This is a genomic window from Streptomyces sp. NPDC002671 (assembly GCF_053592475.1).
Genome location: NZ_JBSFVU010000003.1, coordinates 337,120 through 351,205, shown reverse-complemented (window position 1 = coordinate 351,205; position 14,086 = coordinate 337,120). Strand labels below are relative to the sequence as shown.

Annotated in this window: 15 protein-coding genes; 7 read left to right on the top strand and 8 right to left on the bottom strand. The window is 70.3% G+C overall.

The window, feature by feature from the left end; translation table 11 throughout:
* Positions 1-42 precede the first annotated feature (42 nt).
* Complete coding sequence (locus ACWD35_RS06480; protein ID WP_451350002.1) at positions 43-1,107, bottom strand: AI-2E family transporter; 1,065 nt, start codon at positions 1,105-1,107, stop codon at positions 43-45.
* Positions 1,108-1,203: 96 nt separating this feature from the next.
* Here ACWD35_RS06480 and ACWD35_RS06475 point away from each other — a divergent pair, with 96 nt between their 5' ends.
* The gene (locus ACWD35_RS06475; protein ID WP_451350076.1) at positions 1,204-1,602 is read left to right on the top strand and encodes a VOC family protein; all 399 of its coding nucleotides are present in this window, start codon (positions 1,204-1,206) and stop codon (positions 1,600-1,602) included.
* 3 nt (positions 1,603-1,605) lie between these two features.
* Here the strand turns inward: ACWD35_RS06475 and ACWD35_RS06470 are convergent, their stop codons facing one another.
* The 3 genes from ACWD35_RS06470 to ACWD35_RS06460 form a co-directional block, all read right to left on the bottom strand.
* On the bottom strand, positions 1,606-2,577 hold the full coding sequence (locus ACWD35_RS06470; RefSeq protein ID WP_451350001.1) for a pirin family protein: 972 nt from the start codon (positions 2,575-2,577) through the stop codon (positions 1,606-1,608).
* Positions 2,578-2,695: 118 nt separating this feature from the next.
* Positions 2,696-3,178 (bottom strand): SseB family protein, encoded by a 483-nt coding sequence (locus ACWD35_RS06465; RefSeq protein WP_451350000.1) that lies wholly within the window; start codon positions 3,176-3,178, stop codon positions 2,696-2,698.
* A gap of 39 nt (positions 3,179-3,217) precedes the next feature.
* Positions 3,218-3,646, bottom strand: coding sequence for a BP74-related protein (locus ACWD35_RS06460; RefSeq protein ID WP_451349999.1), 429 nt, complete (start codon positions 3,644-3,646; stop codon positions 3,218-3,220).
* Between the two features lie 299 nt (positions 3,647-3,945).
* Between ACWD35_RS06460 and ACWD35_RS06455 the strand changes: the two genes are divergently transcribed.
* Positions 3,946-5,772, top strand: a complete 1,827-nt coding sequence (locus tag ACWD35_RS06455) for an acyl-CoA dehydrogenase (RefSeq protein ID WP_451349998.1) — start codon at positions 3,946-3,948, stop codon at positions 5,770-5,772.
* A 79-nt stretch (positions 5,773-5,851) separates the two neighbouring features.
* Positions 5,852-7,153 (top strand): M18 family aminopeptidase, encoded by a 1,302-nt coding sequence (locus ACWD35_RS06450; RefSeq protein ID WP_451349997.1) that lies wholly within the window; start codon positions 5,852-5,854, stop codon positions 7,151-7,153.
* 36 nt (positions 7,154-7,189) lie between these two features.
* Here the strand turns inward: ACWD35_RS06450 and ACWD35_RS06445 are convergent, their stop codons facing one another.
* A complete protein-coding gene (locus ACWD35_RS06445) occupies positions 7,190-7,582 on the bottom strand; it encodes a cupin domain-containing protein (protein ID WP_451349996.1) in 393 nt (130 codons plus the stop codon).
* Between the two features lie 52 nt (positions 7,583-7,634).
* Here ACWD35_RS06445 and ACWD35_RS06440 point away from each other — a divergent pair, with 52 nt between their 5' ends.
* Positions 7,635-8,618 carry a helix-turn-helix domain-containing protein gene (locus tag ACWD35_RS06440; protein WP_451349995.1) on the top strand — a complete coding sequence of 328 codons (984 nt, stop codon included), beginning with the start codon at positions 7,635-7,637 and terminating at the stop codon, positions 8,616-8,618.
* 32 nt (positions 8,619-8,650) lie between these two features.
* Positions 8,651-9,148 carry an LURP-one-related/scramblase family protein gene (locus tag ACWD35_RS06435; protein ID WP_451349994.1) on the top strand — a complete coding sequence of 166 codons (498 nt, stop codon included), beginning with the start codon at positions 8,651-8,653 and terminating at the stop codon, positions 9,146-9,148.
* On the opposite strand, the gene ACWD35_RS06430 is transcribed toward ACWD35_RS06435, so the two are convergent.
* The gene (locus ACWD35_RS06430; protein WP_451349993.1) at positions 9,145-9,945 is read right to left on the bottom strand and encodes a carbon-nitrogen family hydrolase; all 801 of its coding nucleotides are present in this window, start codon (positions 9,943-9,945) and stop codon (positions 9,145-9,147) included. The two genes, ACWD35_RS06435 and ACWD35_RS06430, sit on opposite strands and share 4 nt — an antisense overlap.
* A gap of 184 nt (positions 9,946-10,129) precedes the next feature.
* Between ACWD35_RS06430 and ACWD35_RS06425 the strand changes: the two genes are divergently transcribed.
* Positions 10,130-10,951, top strand: coding sequence for a maleylpyruvate isomerase family mycothiol-dependent enzyme (locus tag ACWD35_RS06425; protein WP_451349992.1), 822 nt, complete (start codon positions 10,130-10,132; stop codon positions 10,949-10,951).
* Positions 10,952-10,964: 13 nt separating this feature from the next.
* Here the strand turns inward: ACWD35_RS06425 and ACWD35_RS06420 are convergent, their stop codons facing one another.
* Positions 10,965-12,272, bottom strand: coding sequence for an MFS transporter (locus ACWD35_RS06420; RefSeq protein ID WP_451349991.1), 1,308 nt, complete (start codon positions 12,270-12,272; stop codon positions 10,965-10,967).
* Positions 12,269-12,967, bottom strand: a complete 699-nt coding sequence (locus ACWD35_RS06415) for a GntR family transcriptional regulator (RefSeq protein WP_451349990.1) — start codon at positions 12,965-12,967, stop codon at positions 12,269-12,271. The genes ACWD35_RS06420 and ACWD35_RS06415 overlap by 4 nt, the downstream gene beginning before the upstream one ends.
* A 216-nt stretch (positions 12,968-13,183) precedes the next feature.
* Here ACWD35_RS06415 and ACWD35_RS06410 point away from each other — a divergent pair, with 216 nt between their 5' ends.
* Positions 13,184-14,059 (top strand): D-alanyl-D-alanine carboxypeptidase family protein, encoded by an 876-nt coding sequence (locus ACWD35_RS06410; RefSeq protein WP_451349989.1) that lies wholly within the window; start codon positions 13,184-13,186, stop codon positions 14,057-14,059.
* Positions 14,060-14,086: the final 27 nt, after the last annotated feature.

Genomic DNA, 14,086 nt, shown 5'->3' with positions numbered 1-14,086 from the left:
CCCACCATTTCCGGAGCCCCGTTCCCCGCCGTCATCCCTGACTCATTCGGCCGACCCGGCCGACTTGCTCGGGGCGTACTGCGCCCGCAGCTCGTGTGCGACCCCGAAGGCGGCGGCGGTCAGCGGTACGGCGAGCAGCATGCCGAGGATGCCCGCGACGGAGGCGCCCGCGGTGATCGCCAGCATCACCACGGCCGGGTGCATCTGCACGGTCCGGCTCTGGATCACGGGCTGGAGCACATGCCCCTCCAGCACCTGCACGGCGACGACGACACCGAGCGCCCACAGGGCGATGACGAACCCCCGGTCGGCGAGCGCGACCAGCACGGCCACCGCGCCGGAGATGAAGGCGCCGAGGTAGGGGATGTAGGCGCCGACGAACACGAGCGCGCCGAGCCCGATCGCGCCGGGCACCTGGAGGATCAGCAGGCCGACGGTGATGCACAGGGCGTCGATGAGCGCGATGAGGGTCGTCCCGCGCATGAACCCCTCGACCGCGCCGAAGGCGCGCCGCGCGATGGCCTCCAGGGTGTCGGCGGTCTCGCCGGGGGCGACGGATCTGAGGGTCTGAACGGCGCGCTCGGAGTCGCGCAGGAAGAAGAAGACGAGCAGCAGCGCGAGGACCGCCATGGCGAGGGCCTCGGCGGCGACGCTGACCCCGCTGATGACGTTGGAGGCGGCCGTACCGCCGAACCTGCTCAGCAGCTTGCGGGAGTTGGCGGCGAGGTCGTCCAGCCCGGTCCCGGCGGCCCCGAAGTGCTGGGAGACGCCCTTGGCGGCGTTGCGGAGGGAGGAGATGATCTGGTCTCCGGTGTCGATGAGCGCGGCGACGACGATGTAGACGGCCCCGCCGACGACGGCCAGGACGGCGACACACGTCAGCCCCGCCGCCACCGACGGACCGACCCTGGCCCGCACCAGCTGCCGGTACAGCGGCCCGAGCAGCGCGGTGCCGAGCAGCGCGAGCAGCACCGGGGTGATCGCCGTACGGAACTCGGAGCACAGCAGCACCCCGACCCAGCCGACCCCGGCGACGAGCAGCAGCACGACACACCAGGCGGCGAGGCGGCGGACGGGCTCGGGGAGCAGGGCCGGCGGCGTGGACATGCGCCCATGCCACCACGGCCGCCCCGGGCCCGCCCGTCGTAGGGCCCAGGCAGGTGACACGCCGTCATGTCCGCCCGTAGGGTCGCGGGCGTGACCATGATCGACGCAACGACGCATGTGCGCGTGGCCCGGCCCTCACGCGATCTCGCCGCCGCCGAGCACTTCTACGTGACCGGCCTCGGGCTCGACGTGCTGTGGCGGACCACCGAGCGGGTGCCCGGCAAACACGATCTGCTGATGGTCGGCCCGCCCGGCGGGTCCTGGCACTTCGAGCTGACCCAGGACCCCGAGGCCCCGCTGGAGCCCACCCCGACGGTGGACGACCTGTTCGTGGTCTACCTGGGCGGCCCCGTGGACGAGGCCCTGGTCGACCGCCTGCTCGCCGCCGGGGGCACCCGCGTCCCCGCGCACAACCCGTACTGGGACGTGCACGGGGTCACGGTCGCCGACCCGGACGGCTACCGCCTGGTGCTGTGCTCGCGCACCTGGGGCTGACGGTCAGATCCCGCCCTCGGACATCCCGTGCACGGCCGGGATGGTCCCCAGCCGGCCCTTCTGGAAGTCCTCGAAGGCCTGCATCAGCTCTTCCTTGGTGTTCATGACGAACGGGCCGTAGTGCGCCATCGGCTCGCGGATGGGCTGCCCGCCGAGGAGGACGACCTCCAGGTCCGGCGTGTGCGAGTCCTGCTTCTCGTCCGCACGGACGGTCAGCGAGGAACCGGCGCCGAAGACGGCCGTCTGGCCCTTGTGGACCGGGCGCCGCTCGGCACCGACCGAGCCGCGGCCCGCGAGGACGTAGGCGAGGCCGTTGAAGTCCTCCCGCCAGGGCAGGGTGATCTCCGCGCCCGGGGCGAGCGTCGCGTGGATCATGGTGATCGGCGTGTGCGTGATGCCGGGACCCTGGTGGCCGTCCAGCTCACCGGCGATGACGCGCAGCAGCGCGCCGCCGTCGGGCGAGGTGAGCAGCTGGACGTTGCCGCCGCGGATGTCCTGGTAGCGCGGGGCCATCATCTTGTCCTTGGCGGGCAGGTTCACCCACAGCTGGAGGCCGTGGAAGAGGCCGCCGGACACGACGAGATGCTCCGGCGGCGCCTCGATGTGCAGCAGGCCGGAGCCGGCCGTCATCCACTGGGTGTCGCCGTTGGTGATGGTGCCGCCACCGCCGTTGGAGTCCTGGTGGTCGAAGATGCCGTCGATGATGTAGGTCACGGTCTCGAAGCCGCGGTGGGGGTGCCAGGGGGTGCCCTTGGGCTCACCGGGCGCGTACTCCACCTCGCCCATCTGGTCCATCATGATGAACGGGTCGAGGTGGCGGTAGTGGATCCCGGCGAACGCCCGGCGCACCGGGAAGCCCTCGCCCTCGAAGCCGGCCGGAGCGGTCGCCACGGTCAGCACGGGGCGTGCCACGGCGTCGGCCGGCGCGGTCACACGGGGAAGCGTCAGCGGGTTCTCGACGGTCACTGCAGGCATGGTCGGTACCTCCTTGTGCACCCAGTTTAGTTGAGTGTTGAACTTTCTGCCACTGGGAACAGCGAAGGCCCGGAGGTAATTCCCTCCGGGCCTCGATCGCCGTGACTGCCTGCCGGGCTCAGCCGCCGCCGTACATCCGCCGCATCGCGAAGTCGACCATCTGCTCGACCGCCTTCGCGTCGAAGACCATCCGGTGCTCGCCCTCCATGTCCAGGACGAAGCCGTAGCCGGTCGGCAGCAGGTCGATCACCTCGGCGCCGGTGATCACGAAGTACTTGGACTCCTTGCCCGCGTACCGGCGCAGCTCCTTCAGCGAGGTGAACATCGGGATCACCGGCTGCTGGGTGTTGTGCAGGGCGAGGAAACCGGGGGTGTCACCGCGCGGGCAGTACACCTTGGACGTCGCGAAGATCTGCTGGAAGTCCTCGGGAGACATCTGCCCGGTGGTGAAGGCCCGCACCGCGTCCGCGAGGGAGGGCGGGGACGGCTCGGGGTACAGCGGCGGCTGCTGGCCGTACCCGCCGACACCGCCCGGCATCTGCTGCTGCGGCGGGGCGTACTGCTGCTGCGCGGCGCCCCCGTCCATGCCGTATCCGTACATGGGCGCAAGCGTACCGAGCCGCCCCGCCGCCCGAACGGCCTACGGCGCCGTAACCTCGCGCGTCAGCCGGGAGGTCCAGGGACACCAGAAGAGCCCGGGCAGGAAGGCGCCGCCCGCCTCGTCGAGATGGTCCTCGACGTAGGGGAGGGTGGCGTCGCAGACCTCGATGGCGACGTCGAAGAACTGGACCGTCTCCGGGCTGTAGTGGAAGCTCCACCGCGGGTTGTACGGGGCCTGGCGCTTGAGGATCCGCCCGACGAGGTGGGGCCGGTCCCGCGTCGCGCCGCTGAGCAGTTCACGGGCGTGCTCGATCACGGCCGGGTCGTCGATCCGGACGACGGCCGTTTCGCGCGTGATGTCCGTGAACTCGAAGTAGGCCGGGCCGGCCGCATGCGCGGGCTGGGTCATTCCGGCGGTCAGCATCACCGCCGCGGCGAGGCCGCCGATTTTGGTCAGGAGTCGTCGCATGAATGCCTCCGGGCACGCGTATGCATAAGCAGGGGGAGGGGATCCGAAGTGGATCAGTCACGGAACGTAGCGGATCGGTTACGAGACATGCCCGGTCCGGAGGCATGGACTCACCCGAACGGCCGGAGCATGCCGGGGCGCTCGGCAGAAGTCCGGGTCCGGCGCTTGAGCCGCGTCACAGATACCGGCTCGGGGTTGCGTCTTATTACCGACGGGTAGCATCATCTGAGCTACTTGTTGGTACGTGAACTAGGCGCGAGGAGTCAGTGCCTCGCCGATCCCTCTACGGAGCCGTGACCATGGGGCACTACAAGTCCAACCTCCGCGACATCGAGTTCAACCTCTTCGAAGTACTCGGCCGCGACAAGCTGTACGGCACCGGCCCGTTCGAGGAGATGGACACCGACACCGCCAAGAGCATTCTCGAGGAGCTGACCCGCCTCGCCGAGAACGAGCTGGCCGAGTCCTTCGCCGACGCCGACCGCAACCCGCCGGTCTTCGACCCCGAGACGAACACCGCGCCCGTCCCGGCGTCCTTCAAGAAGAGCTACAAGGCCTTCATGGCCTCCGAGTACTGGCGCCTGGGCGTGCCCGAGGGGATCGGCGGCACGACGGCTCCCCCGTCCCTGATCTGGGCCTACGCGGAGCTGATCCTCGGCTCGAACCCGGCCGTGTGGATGTACTCCTCCGGCCCGGCGTTCGCCGGCATCCTCTACGACGAGGGCAACGACGTCCAGAAGAAGATCGCGCAGATCGCCGTGGAACGGACCTGGGGTTCGACCATGGTGCTCACCGAGCCCGACGCGGGCTCCGACGTCGGCGCCGGCCGCACCAAGGCGATCCAGCAGGAGGACGGCTCCTGGCACATCGAGGGTGTGAAGCGCTTCATCACCTCCGGTGAGCACGACATGGAGGAGAACATCCTCCACTACGTGCTTGCGCGTCCCGAGGGCGCCGGTGCGGGCACCAAGGGCCTGTCCCTCTTCCTCGTCCCGAAGTACCTGTTCGACTTCGAGACCGGCGAGCTGGGCGAGCGCAACGGCGCCTACGCCACCAACGTCGAGCACAAGATGGGCCTGAAGGCCTCCAACACCTGCGAGATGACCTTCGGCGACCGCCACCCGGCCAAGGGCTGGCTGATCGGTGACAAGCACGAGGGCATCCGCCAGATGTTCCGCATCATCGAGTTCGCCCGCATGATGGTCGGCACGAAGGCGATCTCCACGCTGTCCACCGGCTACCTCAACGCCCTCGAGTACGCCAAGGAGCGCGTCCAGGGTCCGGACCTCGCGAAGTTCATGGACAAGGCCGCGCCGAAGGTCACCATCACCCACCACCCCGACGTGCGCCGCTCGCTGATGACGCAGAAGGCGTACGCGGAGGGCATGCGCGCCCTCGTCCTCTACACCGCCTCGATCCAGGACGCGATCGCGGTCAAGGAGGCGACCGGCGAGGACGCTTCGGCCGAGCACGCGCTCAACGACCTGCTCCTGCCGATCGTGAAGGGCTACGGCTCCGAGAAGGGCTACGAGCAGCTCGCCCAGTCGCTGCAGACCTTCGGCGGCTCCGGCTTCCTGCAGGAGTACCCGATCGAGCAGTACATCCGCGACGCCAAGATCGACACCCTCTACGAGGGCACCACCGCGATCCAGGGCCAGGACTACTTCTTCCGGAAGATCGTCCGCAACCAGGGCGCCGCGCTGAACTCCCTCGCCGAGGACATCAAGAAGTTCCTGGCGCTCGGCACCGGCGGCGAGGAGCTGGCCGGCGCCCGCGAGTACCTCGCCAAGGCGGCCGTCGAGCTGGAGGCGATCGTCGGCCTGATGCTGACCGACCTCGCGGCCACCGAGCAGGACGTCAAGAACATCTACAAGGTCGGCCTGAACACCACCCGCCTGCTGCTCGCCTCCGGCGACGTGGTCGTCGGCTACCTGCTCCTCAAGGGCGCCGCCGTCGCCGCCGAGAAGCTGGAGACCGCCTCCGCCAAGGACAAGGCGTTCTACACCGGCAAGATCGCCGCGGCGAAGTTCTTCGCAACCAACGTCCTGCCCGGCGTCACCCTGGCCCGCAAGGTCTCGGAGACGGTCGACCTGGACCTGATGGAGCTGGACGAGGCCGCGTTCTAGTCCGGAACTCCCGCTCGCCTGTGTGGGCCCGCTCCCTTTCGAAGGGAGCGGGCCCACACCCGTCGTTAAGGTGAACCCCATGAGCGCACCCGCTGCCCGCTTCGACCGCGGCCACACCGACGACCTGATGTCCTTCCTGGCGGCCAGCCCGACGCCGTACCACGCCGTGGCGAACGTCGCCGAACGGCTGGAGAAGGCGGGCTTCAGGCAGGTCGCGGAGACGGACGCCTGGGACGGGACCAGCGGCGGCAGGTACGTGCTGCGCGGCGGCGCGATCGTGGCCTGGTACGTCCCCGAGGGCGCCGACGCGCACACGCCGTTCCACATCGTCGGCGCCCACACGGACTCCCCGAACCTGCGGGTCAAGCCGCAGCCCGACAGCGGCGCACACAACTGGCGCCAGGTCGCGGTGGAGATCTACGGCGGCCCGCTGCTGAACTCCTGGCTCGACCGGGACCTGGGCCTGGCCGGCCGGCTGACCCTGCGCGACGGCTCGGCCCACCTGGTGAACGTGGACCGCCCGCTGCTGCGCGTACCCCAGCTCGCCATCCACCTGGACCGTTCGGTCGCCACCGAGGGGCTCAAGCTCGACAAGCAGCGCCACTCGCAGCCGATCTGGGGCCTCGGCAACGACGTGACCGACGGCGACCTCATCGCCTTCCTGGAGCAGGAGGCCGGGCTGCCGGCGGGCTCGGTGGCCGGCTGGGACCTGATGACGCACCCGGTGGAACCGCCGGCGTACCTCGGCCGGGACCGCGAGCTGGTGGCCGGCCCCCGCATGGACAACCTGCTGTCGGTGCACGCGGGCGCCGCCGCCCTCGCCGCCGTCGCGACCTCCGGCGCCGCCCTCACCCGGATCCCCGTGCTGGCCGCCTTCGACCACGAGGAGAACGGCTCCCAGTCGGACACCGGCGCGGACGGACCGCTGCTGGGCTCCGTCCTGGAACGCTCGGTGTTCGCCCGCGGGGGCTCCTTCGAGGACCGGGCCCGCGCCTTCGCCGGCACGGTCTGCCTCTCCTCCGACACGGGCCACGCCGTCCACCCCAACTACGCGGAGCGGCACGACCCGACGCACCACCCGCGCATCAACGGCGGCCCGATCCTCAAGGTCAACGTCAACAACCGCTACGCCACGGACGGTTCGGGCCGCGCCGTCTTCGCCGCCGCCTGCGAGAAGGCGAACGTCCCCTTCCAGACCTTCGTCTCCAACAACTCCATGCCCTGCGGCACCACGATCGGCCCGATCACCGCGGCCCGCCACGGCATCAGGACCGTCGACATCGGCGCGGCCATCCTGTCGATGCACAGCGCCCGTGAACTGTGCGGCGCGCAGGACCCGTACCTGCTGGCGAACTCGCTGGTGGCGTTCCTGGAGGGTTAGCCGGGACCCCTGGCAGCGACAGTCACGTCAGCGCGGTCACGCCAGCGCGTGGCCCGCGGTGGCATCCACGTGGTCGGGTACGTCGTCGTGGCGATCGCCCACCGTCATGGTGCCCGTGGGTTCGAACAGCAGGATCGACGTGGCGACCGGGGCGTACGGCTTGTGCTCGGTGCCGCGCGGGACGGTGAAGACGGAGCCCTTGGCGAGCACGACCGTCCGTTCGCCGGCCGGCTCGCGCAGGGCGATGTGCAGTTCGCCGTCCAGGACCAGGAAGAACTCGTCGGTGTCGTCGTGGACGTGCCACAGGTGCTCGCCCTCGACCTTCGCGATGCGGACGTCGTAGTCGTTGACGGCCGTCACGATGCGGGGGCTCCACTGCTCGGTGAAGGAGGAGAGGGCGGTGGCCAGGGAGATCGGTTCGCTGCTCATGCCTGTCATCGTCGGGGGTGCCCGGCAGCCGCACGAGTGCTAGAAATCGCACATGCCGCAAGGATCCTCTCAACGGCGCCATCGTGTCGTTCTCGTGGTCGACGACAACTCCAATCCCTTCGAGATGAGCTGCGCCATCGAGATCTTCGGGCTGCCCAGGCCCGAGCTGGGGCGGGACCTGTACGACTTCCGGCTGTGCGCGGCAGGGCCGCGGACCCGGATGCGGGACGGTTTCTTCACTCTCACCGGGGTCGCCGGGCTGGAGGCCGCCGAGGAGGCGGACACGCTGATCGTGCCGAACCGGCCCGACACCGAGGTCCCGCGCCCGGAGCGCGTCCTGGACGTCGTACGCCGGGCACACGCGCGTGGCGCCCGGCTGGTCGGCTTCTGCTCGGGCGCGTTCACCCTCGCGGAGGCGGGACTGCTGGACGGACGCCGGGCGGCCTGCCACTGGATGTGGGCGGAGGCCTTCCGGACCCGCTTCCCCCAGGTACACCTGGAGCCCGATGTCCTCTTCGTGGACGACGGCGACATCCTCACCGCCTCCGGCAGCGCCTCCGCGCTCGACCTGGGGCTGCACATCGTGCGCCGGGACCACGGCGCCGAGCTCGCCAACCACGTCTCCCGGCGGCTGGTCTTCGCCGCCCACCGGGACGGCGGCCAGCGCCAGTTCGTGGAACGTCCGCTGCCCGAGATCCCCGACGACTCCCTCGGCCCGCTGCTCGCCTGGGCACAGGAACGGCTGGGGGAGCCGCTGACGGTGGCGGAGCTGGCTGCCCGCGCGGCCGTCTCCCCCGCCACGCTGCACCGCCGGTTCCGCAGCCAGCTGGGCACCACCCCGCTGGCCTGGCTCACCCGGGAGCGGGTCGCGCTCGCCTGCCGGCTGATCGAGCGGGGCGAGGAGCGGCTGGACGTCGTGGCGGCCCGCAGCGGCCTGGGCACGGCGGCCAACCTGCGGGCGCGGCTGCGCCACGAGACCGGTCTGAGCCCGTCGTCGTACCGACGCCGCTTCGGCCAGGCCGGACCAGCCCTGTGATGATCTCCGCGTCCCGGGGAAACAGCACCGGTATGAGACTTCTCGTACGCGACCGGCTCCTCGGTATCGGTGACGACTACTGGATCGAGGACGAGCACGGCCGGAAGGTGTTCCTCGTCGACGGCAAGGCCATGCGGCTGCGGGACACCTTCGAGCTGAAGGACGCCCAGGGGCGCGTCCTGATCGACATCCACCAGAAGATGTTCGCGCTGCGGGACACGATGGTGATCGAGCGGGACGGCGCGGGGCTCGCCACCATCAAGCGCAAACGCCTGTCGCTGCTGCGCAACCACTACCGGGTGTCCCTGGCCGACGGCACCGAACTGGACGTCAGCGGCAAGATCCTGGACCGCGAGTTCGCCATCGAGTACGACGGTGAACTTCTCGCGGTGATCTCGCGGAGGTGGCTGCACATCCGGGAGACCTACGGCGTCGACGTCGTCCGCGAGGACGCGGATCCCGCGCTGCTGATCGCGGTGGCGGTGTGCGTGATCCACCTTGCGGAGAAGGAGCGCGAGACTGACGACTAGCCGTGCCGGCGGGGCGGCTCCAGGCCCAGCATCCGGTCCTTCAGGGCCGGGAACTGTTCGCGGGTCGTGGCCACCTTGCCGGGGTCGAAGTCGACGGTCAGGATTTCCTCGCCGGCCCCTGCCTCGGCCAGCACCTCGCCCCACGGATCGACCACGATCGAGTGACCCGCCTGCGGAACTCCGGCGTGCGTCCCGGCCGTTCCACACGCAAGCACGAACGCCTGGTTCTCCACCGCCCGCGCCTGAGCCAGCAGCGTCCAGTGCGCGCGCCGGCGCTCGGGCCAGCCCGCCGGGATCACCAGGGTCTCGGCGCCGGCATCCACGAGGGAGCGGAAGAGTTCGGGGAAACGGAGGTCGTAGCAGGTGGCCACGCCCAGGGTGGTCCCGGGCAGCCGGACCGTCACCAGGTCCCGCCCGGCGCCCATGAGCACGGCCTCACCCTGGTCGAACCCGAAGCGATGGATCTTGCGGTAGGCCGCGGCCAGCTCGCCGGAGGGGGAGAAGATGAGAGACGTGTTGTAGAGAGGACCCTCGGCGTCTCGTTCGGGGATGGACCCGGCGTGCAGCCACACGCCCGCGTCGCTCGCCGCCTTGGCCATCGCCTCGTACGTCGGGCCTTCGAGCGGCTCTGCCTCCCGGCCGAACTCCTCGTAGGCGAAGGCACCGGTGGTCCACAGCTCGGGCAGGACCACGAGATCGGCACCGGCCTGCGCACGCACGAGCGCGGCTGCCCGCTGCCTCCTGTCGGCTGCCGATTCACCCTCGTTCACGGCGATCTGGATCAGCGAGGCGCGCACACTACCACCGTCCTGGCATTCGAGTCGTCCACACGGGCCTACGATCGTCACACGAAAGCACTGCCGGGGTGCCCTGGGGCAGCGTAACTTAGCGGTTTGAGACACCCGCCGAGTGCCGCCACCTCCCACTGGCAACGCTGCCCACCACCTGCCCGTGTACCGACCGCCGAGGGGTCCCGTTCCCGTGAGTCTGCATCCCACCCTCCAGCCCTACGCCGACGCCTGGACCGACTCCATCGAAGCGATATCCGAACTGGTGCAGTCGCTCGCGGAATCCGACTGGAACCGGCGGACCCCCTGCCCCGGCTGGTCGGTGCGGGACGTCGTGTCGCATGTGATCGGCCTGGACTGCGAGATGCTCGGCGACCCGCGCCCCATCCACTCGCTGCCGCGCGACCTCTTCCACGTCACCAACGAGCACCAGCGTTACATGGAGATGCAGGTCGACGTCCGCCGCCACCACACGGGGCCCGAGATGACGGCCGAGCTGGAGTACACGGTCATCCGCCGCAACCGCCAGCTGCGCAACGAGTCCCGTGAGCCCGGCACCATGGTGCGGGGCGCGATGGGCTCCGAGGTCACCCTGGAACAGGCCATGCTCAACCGCGCGTTCGACGTCTGGGTCCACGAACAGGACCTGCGCACAGCCCTCGGCCGCCCCGGCAACCTGGACTCGCCGGGCGCGTACGTGGCCCGTGACGTCCTGCTGGCCGCCCTGCCCAAGGTCGTGGCCAAGGACGCGGACGCCCCGCGCAGCTCGGCGATCGTCTTCGACGTGCACGGCCCCGTGGAGTTCCTGCGCACGATCCGCGTGGACATCCAGGGCCGCGGCAGCCTGGAGACCGCCCCCGCCCTGGGCCCCGCCGCCACCCTCACCCTCGACTGGGAGACCTACGTCCGCCTGGCCTGCGGCCGGGTGACCCCGGAGGCGGCGGACCGGGTGAAGACGGAGGGCGACCAGGCCCTGGCGGCGGCGATCCTGAAGAACTTCGCGGTGACGCCGTAAGGCAGAGACCGGTTCACGCAGGCACGTGCACCGTCTCCACCCGGCTCGCCACCAGCCGCTCCTGCTCCCGCCGGGCCGCCCGCCCGCGCAGGCGCAGGATCTGGCTGACCCCGAGCGCCTGCAGGACGAACACAGTGGAAAAGGCCACGGTGTAGTTGTCGCCGGTCGCGTCCAGCAGCACCCCGATCGCCAGCAGCGTCGCCATCGAGGCGGTGAAACCACCCATGTTGGTGATCCCTGACGCGGTGCCCTGCCGCTCGGGCGGGTTGGCCGGGCGGGCGAAGTCGAAGCCGAGCATGGAGGCCGGGCCGCACGCGCCGAGCACGGCGCACAGGACCACCAGCAGCCACATCGGCGCGCGGTCGCCCGGGTAGGCCAGCGTGGCCGCCCACACCGTCGCCGTCGCCCCCACCGTGCCCAGCGCCAGCGGCAGCCGCGCCGCCTGGTGCCGGGCGACGATCTGGCCGTAGACGAGCCCGATCACCATGTTGCACAGGACGACGAGCGTGAGCAGTTCGCCCGCCGTCGCCCGGCTGAGCCCCTGCGCCTGCACCAGGAACGGCAACCCCCACAGCAGCAGGAAGACCATCGCCGGGAACTGGGTGGTGAAGTGCACCCACAACCCGAGCCGGGTCCCCGGCTCCTGCCAGGACGCGGCGATCTGCCGGCGCACGTACGCGGCCCCCTGATGCGGCGACGGCTCCGGCTCGTGCCCCTCGGGGTGGTCCTTCAGGAACAGCAGCGTCAGCACCAGCACGACCACCCCCGCCAGCGCGCTGCCCGCGAACGCCGGGGTCCAGCCGATCCCGTGCAGCAGCCGGGCCAGGACCAGGGTGGAGACCAGGTTGCCCGCCATCCCGACCAGGCCGGCGAGCTGAGCGACCAGCGGCCCGCGCCGGGCCGGGAACCACCGCGTCCCCAGCCGCAGCACGCTGATGAAGGTCATCGCGTCCCCGCAGCCGAGCAGCGCCCGGGAGGCGAGCGCCGTGCCGTACGAGGGGGAGAACGCGAAGCCCAGCTGTCCGGCCGTGAACAGCACGGCCCCGATGCTCAGCACCCGCTTCGTGCCGAGCCGGTCCACCAGCAGGCCGACGGGTATCTGCATGCCGGCGTAGACGAGCAACTGGAGGATGGAGAACGTCGACAGCGCGGAGGCGTTCACGTGGAACCGGTCGGCGGCGTCGAGGCCGGCCACGCCCAGCGACGTACGGAAGATGACGGCGACGAAGTAGACGGCGACGCCTATGGACCACATGCCGACGGCACGTCTGCCGCCCGGCGGATCACCCGGAAGGGTGGCGTGGCGCACCGGGTTGCTCATCGCACCTCACCCCGCGCGAGGTGGGAGAACCAGCTCACATGCCGATGCACGACCCCGACGGCCGCCTCCGCGTCCCCGGCGCGCAGCGCCTGAAGGATCTCCTCGTGCTCGGCGAGCGTCTTGGCGATCCGGTCGGGGTGGGAGTGCATGACGGCGACGCCCATCCGCAGCTGGCGGTCGCGCAGCTGGTCGTACAGGCGCGACAGGATCTCGTTGCCGCCGCTGCGCACGATCTCGGCGTGGAAGCAGCGGTCGGTCGTCGCGGCGCCGGCCAGGTCACCGGCGGCGGCCTGCGCCTTCTGCTGCTCCAGCAGCTCCGCGAGCCGCTCCAGCAGTCCCGGCGGGGCGGGTACGGCCTTGCGGGCGGCGTGCTCCTCCACCAGCAGCCGGGTCTCCACCACGTCGGCGATCTCCTGCGCGGAGACGGGCAGCACCAGGGCGCCCTTCTTCGGGTAGAGCCGGATCAGCCCCTCGGCCTCCAGACGCAGCAGCGCCTCCCGGACGGGCGTGCGGGAGACCCCCGCGGCCTCGGCCAGTTCGCCCTCGGTCAGCAGCGTCCCGCCCTCGTAGCGGCGGTCGAGGACGCCGCTCTTGACGTGGTCATAGACACGGTCGGCGGCGGGCGGCTGTTTCACGGTCTGCTTCTCGGCTTGCTTCGCGGACTGCTTTTCGGATGGGTGAACGGCCGTAGGCATGCCCACAGGATAGATACAACACGTACGCATGCGGCAGAGGCGTCCACCACCCGGACGTGACGAAGATCTCTGCGGCGGCCGGACAACCTTCTGTGCTACTTACCTGTCACACACCTGCGGCTCCGGTCCCTCCACCGGTCTCAACCAGGCCGCATTTCAGTGGCATTCAGACATTCGGGGTACATCACTTTGATTACCGGTATCAAGAGCGGCCGTATGCGCAGGGCCGCCGCCGTCGCCGTCACGTCCGGCGCCCTGCTCGCCGCCGGAGCCCTCACCGCTGCGCCCGCGCAGGCCGTCACCACGCCCTCGATCATCGCCAAGGGCGGCTACGTGATGAACAACGCGAACGGCTCGACGCTGTACGGCAAGGCGGCCGACACCCAGCGGTCCACCGGCTCCACCACCAAGATCATGACCGCCAAGGTCGTGCTCGCGCAGTCGAACCTCAACCTCGACGCCAAGGTGACGATCCAGAAGGCGTACAGCGACTACGTCGTCTCCCACAACGCCTCCCAGGCGCACCTGATCGTCGGCGACAAGGTCACCGTCCGCCAGCTGCTGTACGGCCTGATGCTGCCGTCCGGCTGCGACGCCGCCTACGCGCTCGCCGACAAGTTCGGCACGGGCACGACCCGGGACGCGCGCGTGAAGTCCTTCATCGGCAAGATGAACACCACCGCGAAGAGCCTCGGCCTGACGAACACGCACTTCGACTCGTTCGACGGCATCGGCAACGGCGCCAACTACTCGACGCCGCGCGACCTGACGAAGCTCGCGAGCAGCGCGATGAAGAACGCCACGTTCGCCTCGGTCGTCAAGACGAAGTCGTACACGGCGAAGACCGTCACCTCGACGGGCAGCATCCGTACGATGGCCCCGTGGACCAACACCAACGGTCTGCTCAGCAGCTACAGCGGCACGATCGGCGTGAAGACCGGCTCGGGCCCCGAGGCCGGCTACTGCCTGGTCTTCGCCGCAACCCGTAACGGCAAGACGGTCATCGGCACGGTCCTCGCCTCCACCTCCATCCCGAACCGCGAGGCGGACGCGAAGAAGCTGATGGACTACGGCTTCGCCAAGCTGGGCTGAGTCTCCGCACTCACCGGGGGCGGCTGC

Coding starts and splice junctions, on each gene's coding strand:
- ACWD35_RS06480 (WP_451350002.1), bottom strand. CDS start 1,107: ATGTCCACGCCGCCGGCCCTGCTCCCCGAGCCCGTCCGCCGCCTCGCC.
- ACWD35_RS06475 (WP_451350076.1), top strand. CDS start 1,204: ATGATCGACGCAACGACGCATGTGCGCGTGGCCCGGCCCTCACGCGAT.
- ACWD35_RS06470 (WP_451350001.1), bottom strand. CDS start 2,577: ATGCCTGCAGTGACCGTCGAGAACCCGCTGACGCTTCCCCGTGTGACC.
- ACWD35_RS06465 (WP_451350000.1), bottom strand. CDS start 3,178: ATGTACGGATACGGCATGGACGGGGGCGCCGCGCAGCAGCAGTACGCC.
- ACWD35_RS06460 (WP_451349999.1), bottom strand. CDS start 3,646: ATGCGACGACTCCTGACCAAAATCGGCGGCCTCGCCGCGGCGGTGATG.
- ACWD35_RS06455 (WP_451349998.1), top strand. CDS start 3,946: ATGGGGCACTACAAGTCCAACCTCCGCGACATCGAGTTCAACCTCTTC.
- ACWD35_RS06450 (WP_451349997.1), top strand. CDS start 5,852: ATGAGCGCACCCGCTGCCCGCTTCGACCGCGGCCACACCGACGACCTG.
- ACWD35_RS06445 (WP_451349996.1), bottom strand. CDS start 7,582: ATGAGCAGCGAACCGATCTCCCTGGCCACCGCCCTCTCCTCCTTCACC.
- ACWD35_RS06440 (WP_451349995.1), top strand. CDS start 7,635: ATGCCGCAAGGATCCTCTCAACGGCGCCATCGTGTCGTTCTCGTGGTC.
- ACWD35_RS06435 (WP_451349994.1), top strand. CDS start 8,651: ATGAGACTTCTCGTACGCGACCGGCTCCTCGGTATCGGTGACGACTAC.
- ACWD35_RS06420 (WP_451349991.1), bottom strand. CDS start 12,272: ATGAGCAACCCGGTGCGCCACGCCACCCTTCCGGGTGATCCGCCGGGC.
- ACWD35_RS06415 (WP_451349990.1), bottom strand. CDS start 12,967: ATGCCTACGGCCGTTCACCCATCCGAAAAGCAGTCCGCGAAGCAAGCC.
- ACWD35_RS06410 (WP_451349989.1), top strand. CDS start 13,184: ATGCGCAGGGCCGCCGCCGTCGCCGTCACGTCCGGCGCCCTGCTCGCC.